Raw genomic sequence first — 13,217 nt, 5'->3', positions numbered from 1 at the left:
TTCCTTTGAAAGTAGGGGGGGTTAGAGGCTGCGGATCAGGCCGCCGTCGCACCTGAGCGCGACTCCGGTGATGTACGACGCCGGGGCGCTGCACAGGAACGCGGCAGCCGCACCGAACTCGGCGGGCTCTCCATAGCGGCGGGCGGGGATGGTCTTGCGGGATTCGAGTTGGATGTCTTCCGTCGTGGTGCCGCGTCGTTTGGCGGCGGCTTGGTCAAGCTGGGTGACGCGGTCGGTGGCGATCCTGCCGGGAAGGAGGAGATTCACGGTGACTTCATCCAACGCCACTTCGGCGGCGAGCGTCTTGAGGTAGCCGGCCAGGGCGGCCCGTCCAGTGTTGGAGACGGCAAGGTTGGGCAGCGGAGCGACGACGCCGCTGGATCCGATGGCCAGGATGCGGCCCCAACGCCGTTCCCGCATGCCCGGAAGGACGTGCGATACCAAGGCGTGGTGGGGTTTGACGAGGAGATCGAAGGCCGCAGCGATGTCGTCCGAGCCCAAGGTCGCGGCGGCGCCGGGCTTGGGGCCGGGGCCGTTGAGGACCAGGATGTCGATGGCCCCAAGGTCCGCCACGGTTTGTTCAACTGCTGACTCGATGCCTTCGGGGGTGGTGAGGTCGGCCTCGATGGCGATGGCGTCAAAGCCGCTGGTACCCAGTGAGCCAGTCCCGTACGCCGCCTGCAGTTCACCGGCGATCTCCTTGGCGCGGTCCCTGCGGCGGCCAACGATCGCCACCCGTACTCCCTCGGCAGCCAGGGCACGCGCCACGGCCAGGCCCAGCCCACCCGTGGACGCAGCAATCAATGCGGTCTTGCCGGCGATTCCCAGGTCCATCAGAAACTCCCCACTGCAGTTTTTACGGTTTCCAGCGCTGTAGCGGCTTCGCTAAGGTGCGTCCCCATGCTGGTCCGCAGGTTTTCGGGGAAGCCCGCCGCTGGTGCCCGGACGCCCGAGTCCTTGATCAGGCCTCGCTCGCGCAGACATTCCTTGCGGATGGCCAACGCCACCTTGGCCTGCTGCTCAAAGTTGATCAGCGGCAGGTAGGGCAACAACTCGCGTTGGGCGGCCTCGTAGCCGTCCTGTTGCCACGCCCGTACGCAGGCGATCAAAGCTTCGGGGTAGGAGAAACCCGTCATGGCTCCCGCGGCGCCGGCCATGAGTTCGTCCAGCAGCCCTTGCCCGCCAAGACCACCAAAGATGGAAACCCCGACGGCGGCACTCAACTCCGCGATCGCGACGCTGGTGGGCGGTGCCTCGGCCTTGACGGCGATGACGTACTCGCAGGCGTTGACCACGGAGATCAGCGCGGACGTGGCGATGCTGACACCGCTGGCCAGTGGATAGTCCTGCAGGACAACGTTGGCGCCGGTAGCGCGGTGAATGGCATTCAGATGGGCAATCACCATCTCGGCTCTGGCAGAGTTGGCCTGCACCATCACGGCCGCGAGCCGGCTGCCGGCCACTTCCTTTGCTGCAAGTACTTCCTCGATGGCAGTGCGGGTGGCCAGGGCGGTCACTCCAACGACCAAAGGGAGTGAGGTGCATTCGACCACGGTTTCCAGGACATCGCGGCGTTCCTCGGCCGTGAGCGCGGCTGCTTCGCCGAAGACTCCCAGGACGGTGAGCCCGGTGGCGCCGATGGCTTCGTAGTGCTCCACAAGCCCGGCCAGACTGTCCAGGTCCACGTCGAGGGTGCTGCCTTGGAACGGTGTAGCGACAACGCCCCACACGCCTGCCGGTAGGGATTCTCGGTTTTTGGGCGCGGAAGATTCAGTCATGGTTGGTTCCTTTCAGTGCGAACCGCAAAGTACGGGAAACGGATTGCCTAGCACCCTGGCCAGACGGGCGTGCGCTTTTCCTGGAAAGCGCGGACGCCTTCGGCTGAGTCTTCGCTGTCCAGGGCAGCCATGAGGGCCGGCAGCCGAAGGCCGCGGGCTTCCTTCGCCGTGAGGTGGGTGGTCTGTGTGACCATCTGCTTCACTGCCCGGACCGACGTGGGGGCGCAGGCAACGATGTGGTCCACCCAGCGCTGCACCGCGGCGTCCAGCTCTTCAGCCGGAACCACCTCGTTGACGAGTCCCATGGAGTGCATTTCCGCGGCGTCGGCTTTTCGACCGGTCAGCAGCATGCCCATGGCCTGCGTGTGCGGGATCCGCCGCACCAACTGGTGGATGCCGCCGTCGAGCGCCAACCGCCCAACGCGGGGCTCGGTCAAGCCGAACTTCGCGGTATCGGCCGCCACCACGATGTCTGCGCCGAGCACCATCTCCATACCGCCGCCCAGGGCGTAGCCGTTGACTCGGGCGATCACCGGGATGTCGAGGGTGGTGCGCAGGCTGAGGCCGCCGAAGCCGTTGGGATCCAGTGCGGCCCAGTATTCGAGGCCCGTCTTGTCCACGGCGGAGGCAGACATGTCCGCGCCCACCGAGAAAGCACGGGATCCGGCGCCCGTGATGACCACGGCACGCACTGATGGATCGCTCTCCAGCTGGTCCCAGATCCCGTTGAGTCGGGCTTGGGCGGTGGCATCGACGGCGTTGAGCACGTGCTGGCGATCGATAACCACCGTTGCCACGTGGTTCTCGATGGTGAGAGTGACAGTGTCAACGAGCTCCTGTACCGAAGCCGTCATCGGAGGACCCCCAGCTGCTGCAGGCGTTCTATGGTGTCCCGATCGAAGCCGTTCTCCAGTAGGACCTCCACGTTGTGCTCGCCCAGGCGGGGCGCTGCACGCCGGATGGTGGGAGGCGTTGCCGAGAGCCGGATGGGCGCGTTCAGCATGCGGACCGTGCCTACAGAGGGATGTTCGGCTTCCACGATCATGCCGTTGGCTTCCGTCTGTGCATCCGCCAGTGCCTGCTCCAAGGTGTGCACCGGGGCGTTGAGCAGCCCTTGCTCCTCGAGCTGGTGCGTCCAGTACTCGGTGGAGTTGGTGGCGATGTGCTCACGGAAGATCGCCTGCAAAGCCGGCTTGTTCTTGAACTGTTGCTCCAGCGACGCGAACTCCGGACGCTGCGTCAGGTCCTCGTCCAGGCCCAGGGCGTCGGAGATCCGGGCCAGCGGGTCCGGCGTGAAGCCGCCCACCATGCACACGGCACCATCGGTGGTCTCGAAGACGCCACTCAGGGGCATGGCACCCCAGTTGACCTCGTAACCGCGGTTGAGCTGCATGCACGCCTCCTGCATCTGCAGGTGCAGCATGGAGTCATACATGGTCACCTCCACGCGCTGGCCAACCCCGGAGGTTTCCCGGGTGCGTAACGCCAGCAGGATGCCCTGCATGAGGTGCATGCCGGTGATGTAGTCGCAGAGGGTGGTGGGGTAGATGGCCGGCTTGGTGTCCTCGGATTCCCTGCGCCACATCACACCGGAGTATGCCTGGGCGATCGCGTCCTGGCCGCCCTTGTGCGAGTAAGGCCCAACCGGTCCGAATCCGGTGCCGGAGGCCCAGATGATGCCGGGGTTGGTGCTCTTCAATTCCTCGTACCCGAAACCCATGCGTTCCATGACGCCGGAGCGGAAGTTGCTGACCACAACGTCTGCATCGGCCAGCAGCCTGTGCAGGACCTCGCGGCCTTCTTCGGTGCGGGTGTCCACGGAGACGCTGCGCTTGTTGCGGTTGATGGACAGGAAGATCGGGTTGTCCTGGCCGTCCTGGTCCGGGAAGGAGTTGCGCGAGATATCACCGGCGCCCGGGCGTTCCACCTTGATGATGTCCGCACCGTAGTCGCCCAGCAGCTGCGTGCAGGACGGGCCCATGAACACTTGCGTGAAGTCGACGATCTTGATGCCGTCCAGCGGGAGCGGCACCGTTGCGGGCGATCCGGTGGCGAGTGCCGCCGTCGTGCTGTCCGCTGTCTGTTCGAGTTCCACAGTCACGGCGCTCATGCCGGCACCGCTGCGGTTGCGTCGACTGTGGCGTTCGACGACGGGACGTCGCCCGGGTCTGCACCGTGGCGGCGCATTCCCTGCTGGATGTCCAGCGCGGAGACGTCGCGGACCAGGAGGTTGTTCTCCACGGCGAGGGCGGCTGCGATGCCGACGGCCTGGCCCATGGCCATGCAGGGCGGGATCTCGCGGGACATTTTCTGCGCCTCCGGTGTTGCGGAGTAGTGGCGGCCGGCCACCAGGAGCTGGTCCACTTCCTTGGGCAGGAGCGAGCGGTATGGGTAGTAGTAGTCGCGGCCGCGGGCCACAGTGTCCGCGAAGTGGCGGCGCTGCGTGACATCGTCCTTGGTCATGACGTATTCGCCCTGCAGGAGCCGGGTCTGGCGGACGCCCATCTGGGAGGCGACGTCCAGCATGTAGCAGTTTTCGAAGCCCGGCAGGTTGGCGCGGACGTAGTCCACGGCTTCGGAGATGCGGTCGCGGGCGGCGAATTCCGCGGCAGTCATGTCGGCGGGATCGACGCCGTCGAAACCTGACATGTGCGGGGCGTTGCACCAGACCACGCCGTCGATGGGCGTCTTGAGCCACCACAGTTCCCAGGCGCCGCCAAGGAGGCGCTTGATTTTTCGGTTGATGGCGCGTGCTTCCTTGGGGTTGGCCTGTTCGAAGGCCTCTGCGGCGTTGGTGTCCACATTGCCCAGGCGGAAGACGAGGGTGGTGAGGTAGTTGTCCTTGGCGTAGCTGGCGCCGGCACGGGAGGCGACGTCGATGTCACCGGTGGTGTCGATGACGACGTCGGCCATGAAGGCCTGCGGGCCAAGCTTGGTTTCGCAGATGACGCCCTTGATCACGCCGTTGTCCACGATGGGGCGGGAGAACCAGGAGTGCAGGCGGAGGTCCACGCCTGCCTCGCGGACGAGGTCGTTGGAAACTCGCTTCCAGCCGTCGGGATCGAAAGCCGCGGCGTAGCAGATGGGCTTCGGATTGGTGTGGGAGTGGAAGTCGAAGGTGCCGTAGCGGCCCCACTTGTTCCAGAGTTCCTCGGAGGTCTTGCGGTCATCGGCCGGTGGGACGATTGCCAAGCCCAGTTTCTGCAGGCGTTCCACGTACTCGGAGACGATGCCGGTGACGGTGATCTCCTGGCCGTTGATCATGTCATCGAGGACCAGGACCATGCCGCCGGATGCCAGGCCTCCCAAGGATGAGTAGCGTTCCAGCAGGGTGACCTTGGCGCCGGAGCGGGCCGCGGTGACGGCAGCGGCCACGCCGGCGGGACCACCACCAACCACAAGGACATTGGAGCGTGAGATGACCGGGGCGGTGAGGTCCGCCGTCGTGGTGCTGAGTTCGATGGACGAGCTGTGTTCAAGCGAGTTCATGGTGAGTCCTTACTTTCCGACGAAGATGCCGTTGGAGCGGCGTGCGGCGAGGTAGAAAACGATGCTGAGGATGGAGAGGGCGGCTACGTAGACCGGGAAGACCCAGCTGATGTTCAGTGATTGGAACCAGACCAGAAGATAGGAAGCCGTGCCGCCGAAGAGGGCGACGCCGATGCCGTAGCCCAGGGCCACGCCTGTGCCTCGGATGTTCTTGGGCATCAGGGACGAGCTGACCACGTTGTAGAGGGTCATGTTCAGGACCAGGACAATGGAGCCGCCCAGGAGGACTGCTGCGAATCCGCCGATGCCCGGCTGGACGTACATCAGCATGAGGAACACGGACGGGATGGCAAGGATTCGCGTGACGAGGAACCACTTGGACATTGCCTTGCCATCGGCCAGCTTGCCGATAACCCAGCTGCCGACCACCAGGATGACGCCCAGGACGGTGGTGAGGGCGAAGACTGCGGTGGGATCTTCCTTGAACCCGCTGCGTGCTGCGCTGGGGAGCCCGACGTTCCAGGCGTAGTTGTAGGCCTGGGCCGCGCCCACCACGAAGATGATGGCAAGGACGGACAGCCAGTGCTTACGGACTCCGGACCAGACGGCGCGGGGAGTGTTGGTGGCCATTTCCTCGGCCTTGAGCGTTTCCGGCAGGGAGCGGCGGAGGTAGAGGACCACGAATCCGAAGAGGGCTCCGATGATGAACGGTACGCGCCAGCCCCAGTCGGCCATGGCGGCTCCGCCGAGGACCAGGCTGCAGAGGAAGCTGATGAGCGAAGCGAGCAGGATACCGATGTTGACGTAGAAGGACATGATGCCGGCCACGTAGCCTTCCCGACCCTCCGGGGCGAGTTCAACGGCGTGCGAGGTGGAAAGCGGAGCCTCGATGCCGGTGGAAATGCCTTGCAGGACGCGGCATACCAGCAGGATGATTCCTGCAGCGGGTCCGATGGTTGCATAGCTTGGAGTGACGGCGATGATCAGCGTGGTTCCGGCCATCAGCATGATGGAGAGCAGCATGACCCGCCGGCGGCCGATGCGGTCGGCCAGGGTTCCCAAGAGGATTCCGCCCAAGGGACGGAAGGCGAATCCGACGGCGAACACGGCCAAGGCGTTCAGCGTTGCGGAGAGCGGATCGGTGTTGGGGAAGAAGTTGGGGCCGATGAAGGCGGACAGGAGTCCGAAGACCATCCAGTCGTACCACTCCAAGGCGTTTCCGAGGCCCAGGCCGAGCAGGCCTTTGCGGACCTCCGGGGTGAATTTTGCGTTCTTTTGGGAAGATGAAGGGGTGGTGCTTGGTGACGGGACTACGTTGTCCGTCGTTGTGGTGTCGAGCATGGAAGTGTCCTTACGCTGACGCCCCGGAGGGCGTGGGAGGGTATGACGCAGGAACGCCTGTTGGAGAAGGCGCTTGATGCGAAAGTGGCAAGGATTGTCAGCGGCCACGGTGTCGTGTCCGGACAGTTAAGGGAAAACGCTGGCGCCGTGTCGGGGCGGCAGGGCTACCACGCGTGTGGTGCGTTGACCCAGATGGCTACGCATACCTCTTCGTAGCTGTTCTTGTACCAGTGGGGGATCTCTGAGGAGTAGGTGATGGAGTCGCCCTCTTCGAGGCTGTAGCAGACGCCGTCGAGATAGACGTCCTTACGGCCGGAGATGATGTAGCAGAACTCTTCACCGCTGTGGGTAAAAGGGGTGTCGCTGGTGTCGTGCCCTGGGGGCGTACTGATCCACTGCGCTTCGATGCTGCCGTCGCGGTTCGGGGTGAGCAGCTCGTGCACTGCTTCACCCACGGATTCGCGGGTGACGTTCTTAAGGTTGCGTCGATCGGACCTGCGGACCACGGGAGACTTGGATTCTTCCTGGCCGATGAAGAATCTTCCCACCGGGATGTCCAGGCCGTGGGCCAATTGAGCGAGTGTGGTGAAGGAAGGGTTGGCCATGCCGCGTTCGATTTGGCTGACAATCGCCTGGCTGAGCCCGGTGATGTCCGAGAGTTGGGCCAAGGTCATTCCCTTTGCCTTGCGCATGGTGCGCACCTTGTTCCCGACGGTCGCCAACAGTTCGCTGGTGGCCGGTGGAGCAGGAGTCTCGGTAGTCATTGCCGCATCCTTCGTTGGTGAGCTAACTCACACAACTATAGTGAAGATCTTTAGCGAGTCAATGGTTTCTCTTCAATAAGGTGAAGAAATTTACAGGAGTGGTGTTTCGAGCTCACTGATGGTCCCGCGAACATACCGGTCGATTTCGCTGACCTGCGGAGCGAGTTCGTCCAGGTGGTCCGCGTTGGGCAGGAGCCGGATGCTGATCTCAAGCTCGGTGGCCAGCCGGTTCATGCAGATGGCACCCACCATGTGGCTGGACGTCTTCAAGCTCAGAACAGCGTCCATGGCTTCTTCCATGTCCAGGTTTTCCAAGGCACGATGAAGCCGCGAAACCCGCCACGGCAGGAGGGCTACGTAGTTCCGCACGAAGGCGCAGATGATGGCTTGGTCTCCGCCAAGCTCGGCCTGGAGTTCGGTCAGGACGGTGCGATCCACCAGGGCGTCTGTGCACTCGTCATACTCAGACACCAGACTCCTCCCGCCTCCAAACAATAGATTCACGATTCAACAGTAGGACCCGTTGAACTGCGGACGCGCCATAAAACGAAAGCTTGATCCAATCTTGAGCGGACTCAGAGGGAGTCTTGATCGCAGGCCCACAGAGTAGGGACGAGCAGATGAAAGAACGCGGATCTGGGGGATTCCAGGCTTGAACCAAGGAACGGGAAACAGCATGAACAGTAGTGCTCGTCCAGCACCAGGCCTCATGGTCATTATTGTCTTTTGCATGACCGTTCTCCTTGGCATCGGTGGCACCGCAGCGTTCGCACTCTGGGAACAGAGCACCCACCCCGCTGCCACTGATCAGTCGGTCAAGTCCGCCCCGTCTGCTCCGTCCACGCGGTAGCCGGAAGGGTTTGCAGGCCGCCCATCCAGAAACTCCGTCAGCCGGTCTTCCAGTACTGACCGGTCCTTCAGCTGGCACTCCCATACCGTCAGCACGTCCCAGCCTCCCGCAGCCAGCTGCTCCCGCTGCTCGGCGTCGCGTAGGCGGGTCCGGGTCCGCTTGGCTTCCCAGAACCCAGCATTTGCCGCTGGCGCATGCTGCCCTACCCGGCAGTCATGGAAATGCCAGAAACAGCCGTTGACGAAAATGACCTTGCGCCGTCCCGCGAACACCAGGTCCGGGCGCCCCGGCAGCTTCGCCGCCCCGGCCTGCCCGTGAAGCCTGTAACGGTACCCTTTCGCGTGCAGGAGCTTGCGGACCAACAACTCAGGTTTGGTGTTCTTGCCGCGGATTTTGGACATGTTGCGGCTGCGCTGCTCAGGCGTCAGGAGGTCCCGGCTCTCGCCCATACCCCCAGCCTACCCAGGCGCCACCACCACTGTCCGGGGCGCCTGGAAAGACAACAACCGGAGCCACTCCGGGTTTGAGTCCCGTAGTCGGACACCCTTGAGGGCAGCGGCCGTTTCATGAACGACGACGGCGGCCTCCAGCTCGGCGAGTTTGGCGCCCAGACACCGGTGGATCCCGGAGCCGAAGGCGAGTCCGAAGGGCGTGGGGCCCGGACGTTCGGTACCGGCTGTTTCAATGCCGGCTGTTTCAGCCCAAGGGAATCCGTGATTGCCCGTCAGCTCCAAGAGAATCTCCTCTCCCGCCCGAATACGCTGACCGTCCAGCTCCGTGTCCTGGCTGGCCACCCGTCGCCACGTGGGCACGGAAGACTCAGTTGCAAGGACGTGTCGGACCAGGTCGCGGGCCTTGGGAGCTGTAGCGGCTTCGCACCAGGAGATGCCACGGGACCCCTCGGCCAGGCGGAACAACGTGGTGCTGATCAGTTGCGTGGTGGTCTCCTGTCCGGCGATCAGCAGGAAATAGCCCAGGGAGCAGATTTCGGGTGTGCTGAGACCGTGGCGGGCCAGCGCTTTGAAGAGATTGTTTTCCGGCGAAGCCACGGATTCCAGCACCAGTTCCCTGAGCCAGGAGTAGAAGTCTGCGGCGCTGTGGGCCAGCTCAAGTTGCCGGTCCTCATCCGGCCAACCCCAGAACAACTCCAACGAGTCCAGGCTCCACGCTTTCAACGCCGGCACGTCGCGGACCGGCAAACCCAGCATCTCCAGCATCACGATGGCCGGGGGATCGGCGGCCACGGCCTGCACCAGGTCCACACTCCCTCCGGAAGCCAGCCGTTGCGCGGCACGGGCAGCTGATTCGCGCGCCAAGGCGCGGACGCGCGGTTCCATCGCTGACACTTTGGCTGGCGTGAAGAAACCCGCCACTACCTTGCGGATGCCTGCGTGTGTCCCCGTGTCGTTGCTGGCCAGGACCGGCGGAAGCGCAAACCGGGCCTTCTGCAGCACCCGCAGCGCCCGCCCGCTCAACGGCGTCACGGCCAGCAGCGCGTTGGCCGGGCTGAAATCCTGCGGCCTGTGCAGCACTTCGCGGACAGTATCCGGGTTCCGGAGCACCCGGTAAGGACAGACACCGGACTCGGAAAGACCCACTTCGGTGGTTATTGCCGCGCTCATGCCGGCAACCCCTCAAGCCAAGCGGACGCACGGGCACGGAAATCGGCAGGATCCAGTGCCGACGCCCCAGCGCCAACCGCACCAAGGAGTGGAACAGGCCACGAGTTGATGCTCGCGCGATTGCTCCGCTCCACCGCTCCTGGCGTCACTGGCCAGCTTCCTAGAACCACACCCACCACAGCTAACCTCCTGCGGTCCAAGGCCTCCAGCGTCAGCGCCGTGTGGTTCAAGGTGCCCAGGGCGGGCCGCGCGACCACAACAAAAGCAGCCGCATCACCAAGGTGCGTGCCGAGGTCAGCCAGCGTCCCGCCGTCGTGGTCCAACTCCACCAGCAGACCGCCGGCGCCCTCCACCAGCACGTGATCGTGTCCCGCTGACAGCTCACGGATCCGCTCGGCATGAACGTCCAGCCGCGGCAGGGTGACCTCGTCCAGAGCGGCTGCAGGGACGGGCGCCATGGGTTCTTGGAGAACGACGCCGGCCTCCGCCGTGAGCGGATCCGCCAAGCGTGCCACCTCGGCGCAATCCGAATCGCCCAGCACATTACCGCTCTGGCAGGGCTTGTAAACGGCAACCGTCCGCCCCCTGTGATGAAGGGCGGCGGTGATGGCCGCCGTCGTGATGGTCTTGCCGACACCGGTATCTGTGCCGGTGACCAGGATGATGGGAGGCAGTTTCATGAAGTTCTCTCCAGAATGCCGCGCAACGTTGCACAGGCGTGGTCGATGTCAGCAGGGGTGAGGGTGGCCCGGGCCGTGAGCCGAAGACGGGACACCCCATCCGGGACGGACGGTGGACGGAAGCAGCCCACAAGGACGCCCTCCGCATGGGCGGCCTCGCTGGCAGCGAGAGCCTTCGCAGCGGAGGGCATCGGGAAGGACTGGACTGCTCCGGCGGAACGCTCGACGGCGTTGCCGAGCCCCTCCAGCGCAGGCTGAAGTTGGGCAGCAATGGCAGTTGCGTTGCGGTGGACGGCCGCTGCCCGCCACGGTTCGGAACGCACGACGCCGATGGCAGCGAGCGCAGCGGCCGCCGCCGGGGGAGCGAGTGCTGTGTCGAAGATGAAGCTCCGGGCCCTGTTCACCAGGTGTTCCCTGAGCAAGGACGAGCCCAGGACAGCACCGCCTTGGCTGCCAAGTGCCTTGGACAGGGTGGCTGTGACGATGACGTTGGGATGGCCGGCCAATCTGGTTCCTGCGATTGCGCCACGTCCGGCGTCTGTCCCGGAACCCGCGACGCCCAGGCTGTGGGCTTCGTCAACCAGCAGCACGGCGTCATGTGCTTCCGCCAGGTCCAGGAGTTCCAGAAGCGGTGCCGCATCCCCGCCCACGCTGTAGATGGACTCCACAACGATGATCCCCCGCGGCTGGGTACGGTTGGCCAGTTTCTCCGCCGTGTCCGCCACGCTGTTGTGCCTGGACTCCTTCACCTCGGAGCGGCTCAACCGGAAGCCATCGATCAGCGAGGCATGGCACTGCTCGTCGGCAACAATCAATGCCCCGGGGCCGCCGAGGGCGGTGGTGACTCCAAGGTTCGCGAGGTAACCGGAGGAGAAGACCAGCCCGGCGTCCATCCCCGTGAGCTCAGCGAGCCCGTGCTCCAACTCCAGGTGCAGCTGGGTGGTGCCCGCTACCAGTCGCGACGACGTGGCGCCCGTGCCCCACTTCGCGATTGCTTCCCGTGCGGCTTCGGCCAGCCTGGGATCCGTGGCCAAGCCGAGGTAGTCGTTGCTGGCGAGGTCAATCATCCGGTGGTTCACCCGGCGAACGTGGGGAGTCCTCACCAAGCCCCGGCGCTCGCGGACCCTCGCCTGATCCTGAAGCCACTTGGCCATGGCGATACTCACGCGGCCACCCTCTGGTGGGAGGTTCCCGCCACGGCGGCCACCATCCCTGCGGCCATCGCGCGCACTTCCGCGGCCGTGGTGATGTATGGCGGCATCGCGTAGACAAGGTTCCGGAACGGCCGAATCCATACGCCGTGGTCGACGGCGGCCTTCGTCACCGCGGTGACATCCACCGCATCCCTCAACTCGATGACGCCCACGGCGCCGAAGGTGCGGACGTCGGCAACGGCGTCGAGCGTCAACGCCGGAGCCAAACCCTCCGCAAGTGCGGTGCCAACGCGCTCCACATCCTCGCGCCAGGCTCCCGTGGCAAGGATGCCAAGGCTTGCGTTGGCGGCGGCGCACGCCAGGGGATTGGCCATGAAGGTGGGGCCATGCAGGAGCGCACCTGTCCCGCCGCTGGAGATTCGCCGGGCGATTTCCCCCGTGCACAGGGTCGCGGCCAGGGTGAGGTAACCTCCGGTGAGCGCCTTGCCGACGCACAGGATGTCCGGGACAACGCTTGCATGGTCCGCAGCAAGAAGTTCACCGGTTCGCCCCAAGCCCGTGGCGATCTCGTCCAGGATCAGCAGCAATCCGTGGTGGTCCGCGATCCCGCGCAGGATCCGAACGCACTCGGCCGGGTACATGAACATGCCGCCGGCGCCTTGAAGCAGTGGCTCCACGATGATCGCGGCGAGTTCGTTGGAATGCTTCCTGGCCAGTTCCTCCACGGCTCTACGCCATTGATCAATGGCCGCTGGCGTGGCCGTGGCAGCCGCGGGTGGCCGGGGAGCGAAGACGTTGCTTGCCAGCAGGCCGGGGAACGACGAATGCATGCCGTCCACGGGATCGCACACGCCCATGGCCGCGAACGTGTCCCCGTGGTAGCCGCCGCGGATGGTCAGGAAACGCTGTCGCTTGGGCCGGCCGCCCGCGGTCTGGAATTGCACCGCCAGTTTGAGCGCGACCTCCACGGCGATGGATCCCGAATCTGCCAGGAACACCCGTTCCAAGCGCCTTGCCGGTTCGCCCGGTGCCATGGTCAGGAGGCTTTCCGCGAGTTCCACGGCAGGTTGGTGCGTGAGCCCGCCGAACATCACGTGGCTGAAACCCGCGAGTTGGCGTTGGATGGCGGCGTCCATGACGGGGTTCCGGTATCCATGGATCACCGACCACCACGATGACATCGCGTCCAGCACCTCATGCGTGCGCCCCTGTTCGTCGCGAAGCCGCAGCGCCACGCCGTCGGCCGCTTCCACCTCCCACAGGGGAAGCGTCGCGGAGGCAGGTGCGTAGGGGTGCCATAGGCTCGCGCGGTCACGCTCGATCAGCGAGCTCATGATGCCAGCCTTCCGTGCCTGGAACACTCCGCGGTCCACCCCAGCGGAGTCACCTGGACCTTCATGCGGCGGCGGCACTGCGGGCAGAAGCGCGGCGGCTCCATCGCCAGCCGCTGTTGGCAGTTTTGGTGGGAGTTCGACGTCGGGCCCTCACCGCTGCCCTCGCCCCCACCGCCGCAGTGGCCGCAGTACTGCTGGCCTAGTG

General features: G+C 64.9%; 14 protein-coding genes. 1 reads left to right on the top strand and 13 read right to left on the bottom strand.

Annotation, left to right across the window (positions count from 1 at the left end; translation table 11 throughout):
- Positions 1-21 precede the first annotated feature (21 nt).
- The 13 genes from GVL04_RS09770 to GVL04_RS09710 form a co-directional block, all read right to left on the bottom strand.
- Positions 22-834, bottom strand: a complete 813-nt coding sequence (locus tag GVL04_RS09770; protein WP_159703224.1) for an SDR family oxidoreductase — start codon at positions 832-834, stop codon at positions 22-24.
- Complete coding sequence (locus tag GVL04_RS09765; RefSeq protein ID WP_159703221.1) at positions 834-1,778, bottom strand: dihydrodipicolinate synthase family protein; 945 nt, start codon at positions 1,776-1,778, stop codon at positions 834-836. Before GVL04_RS09765 ends, GVL04_RS09770 begins: the two co-directional genes overlap by 1 nt.
- A 47-nt stretch (positions 1,779-1,825) precedes the next feature.
- Complete coding sequence (locus tag GVL04_RS09760; RefSeq protein WP_159703218.1) at positions 1,826-2,632, bottom strand: enoyl-CoA hydratase-related protein; 807 nt, start codon at positions 2,630-2,632, stop codon at positions 1,826-1,828.
- The gene (locus tag GVL04_RS09755) at positions 2,629-3,888 is read right to left on the bottom strand and encodes a CaiB/BaiF CoA-transferase family protein (protein ID WP_159703216.1); all 1,260 of its coding nucleotides are present in this window, start codon (positions 3,886-3,888) and stop codon (positions 2,629-2,631) included. The genes GVL04_RS09760 and GVL04_RS09755 overlap by 4 nt, the downstream gene beginning before the upstream one ends.
- Positions 3,885-5,267 (bottom strand): FAD-dependent oxidoreductase, encoded by a 1,383-nt coding sequence (locus GVL04_RS09750; RefSeq protein ID WP_159703213.1) that lies wholly within the window; start codon positions 5,265-5,267, stop codon positions 3,885-3,887. Before GVL04_RS09750 ends, GVL04_RS09755 begins: the two co-directional genes overlap by 4 nt.
- 9 nt (positions 5,268-5,276) lie before the next feature.
- Entirely contained in the window at positions 5,277-6,608 is a 1,332-nt protein-coding gene (locus tag GVL04_RS09745; protein WP_159703210.1) for an MFS transporter, read from the bottom strand.
- Positions 6,609-6,772: 164 nt separating this feature from the next.
- Positions 6,773-7,372 (bottom strand): helix-turn-helix domain-containing protein, encoded by a 600-nt coding sequence (locus GVL04_RS09740; RefSeq protein ID WP_017197698.1) that lies wholly within the window; start codon positions 7,370-7,372, stop codon positions 6,773-6,775.
- Between the two features lie 90 nt (positions 7,373-7,462).
- Positions 7,463-7,843 (bottom strand): Hpt domain-containing protein, encoded by a 381-nt coding sequence (locus GVL04_RS09735; RefSeq protein WP_159703207.1) that lies wholly within the window; start codon positions 7,841-7,843, stop codon positions 7,463-7,465.
- A gap of 336 nt (positions 7,844-8,179) precedes the next feature.
- Positions 8,180-8,671 carry a very short patch repair endonuclease gene (locus GVL04_RS09730; RefSeq protein WP_159703204.1) on the bottom strand — a complete coding sequence of 164 codons (492 nt, stop codon included), beginning with the start codon at positions 8,669-8,671 and terminating at the stop codon, positions 8,180-8,182.
- A gap of 9 nt (positions 8,672-8,680) precedes the next feature.
- Positions 8,681-9,844, bottom strand: a complete 1,164-nt coding sequence (locus GVL04_RS09725) for a cytochrome P450 (protein ID WP_159703201.1) — start codon at positions 9,842-9,844, stop codon at positions 8,681-8,683.
- Positions 9,841-10,524 carry a dethiobiotin synthase gene (gene bioD, locus GVL04_RS09720; protein WP_159703198.1) on the bottom strand — a complete coding sequence of 228 codons (684 nt, stop codon included), beginning with the start codon at positions 10,522-10,524 and terminating at the stop codon, positions 9,841-9,843. Before bioD ends, GVL04_RS09725 begins: the two co-directional genes overlap by 4 nt.
- Positions 10,521-11,690 (bottom strand): 8-amino-7-oxononanoate synthase, encoded by a 1,170-nt coding sequence (locus GVL04_RS09715; RefSeq protein WP_235036236.1) that lies wholly within the window; start codon positions 11,688-11,690, stop codon positions 10,521-10,523. The genes bioD and GVL04_RS09715 overlap by 4 nt, the downstream gene beginning before the upstream one ends.
- A complete protein-coding gene (locus GVL04_RS09710; RefSeq protein WP_159703195.1) occupies positions 11,687-13,012 on the bottom strand; it encodes an adenosylmethionine--8-amino-7-oxononanoate transaminase in 1,326 nt (441 codons plus the stop codon). Before GVL04_RS09710 ends, GVL04_RS09715 begins: the two co-directional genes overlap by 4 nt.
- 14 nt (positions 13,013-13,026) lie before the next feature.
- On the opposite strand from GVL04_RS09710, the gene GVL04_RS09705 reads away from it, so the two are divergent.
- Positions 13,027-13,215: a hypothetical protein gene (locus tag GVL04_RS09705; protein ID WP_159703192.1), complete on the top strand. Its 189-nt coding sequence runs from the start codon at positions 13,027-13,029 to the stop codon at positions 13,213-13,215.
- Positions 13,216-13,217: the final 2 nt, after the last annotated feature.

This window comes from Arthrobacter sp. 18067 (assembly GCF_902706295.1).
In the GTDB taxonomy this organism is placed as follows: domain Bacteria; phylum Actinomycetota; class Actinomycetes; order Actinomycetales; family Micrococcaceae; genus Arthrobacter.
This window is presented reverse-complemented; position numbering and strand designations above follow the sequence as displayed.

What these genes read in the sequence shown, in the direction of transcription:
- GVL04_RS09770 (WP_159703224.1), bottom strand. Translation starts at nt 834, where the DNA reads ATGGACCTGGGAATCGCCGGCAAGACCGCATTGATTGCTGCGTCCACG.
- GVL04_RS09765 (WP_159703221.1), bottom strand. Translation starts at nt 1,778, where the DNA reads ATGACTGAATCTTCCGCGCCCAAAAACCGAGAATCCCTACCGGCAGGC.
- GVL04_RS09760 (WP_159703218.1), bottom strand. Translation starts at nt 2,632, where the DNA reads ATGACGGCTTCGGTACAGGAGCTCGTTGACACTGTCACTCTCACCATC.
- GVL04_RS09755 (WP_159703216.1), bottom strand. Translation starts at nt 3,888, where the DNA reads ATGAGCGCCGTGACTGTGGAACTCGAACAGACAGCGGACAGCACGACG.
- GVL04_RS09750 (WP_159703213.1), bottom strand. Translation starts at nt 5,267, where the DNA reads ATGAACTCGCTTGAACACAGCTCGTCCATCGAACTCAGCACCACGACG.
- GVL04_RS09745 (WP_159703210.1), bottom strand. Translation starts at nt 6,608, where the DNA reads ATGCTCGACACCACAACGACGGACAACGTAGTCCCGTCACCAAGCACC.
- GVL04_RS09740 (WP_017197698.1), bottom strand. Translation starts at nt 7,372, where the DNA reads ATGACTACCGAGACTCCTGCTCCACCGGCCACCAGCGAACTGTTGGCG.
- GVL04_RS09730 (WP_159703204.1), bottom strand. Translation starts at nt 8,671, where the DNA reads ATGGGCGAGAGCCGGGACCTCCTGACGCCTGAGCAGCGCAGCCGCAAC.
- GVL04_RS09725 (WP_159703201.1), bottom strand. Translation starts at nt 9,844, where the DNA reads ATGAGCGCGGCAATAACCACCGAAGTGGGTCTTTCCGAGTCCGGTGTC.
- bioD (WP_159703198.1), bottom strand. Translation starts at nt 10,524, where the DNA reads ATGAAACTGCCTCCCATCATCCTGGTCACCGGCACAGATACCGGTGTC.
- GVL04_RS09710 (WP_159703195.1), bottom strand. Translation starts at nt 13,012, where the DNA reads ATGAGCTCGCTGATCGAGCGTGACCGCGCGAGCCTATGGCACCCCTAC.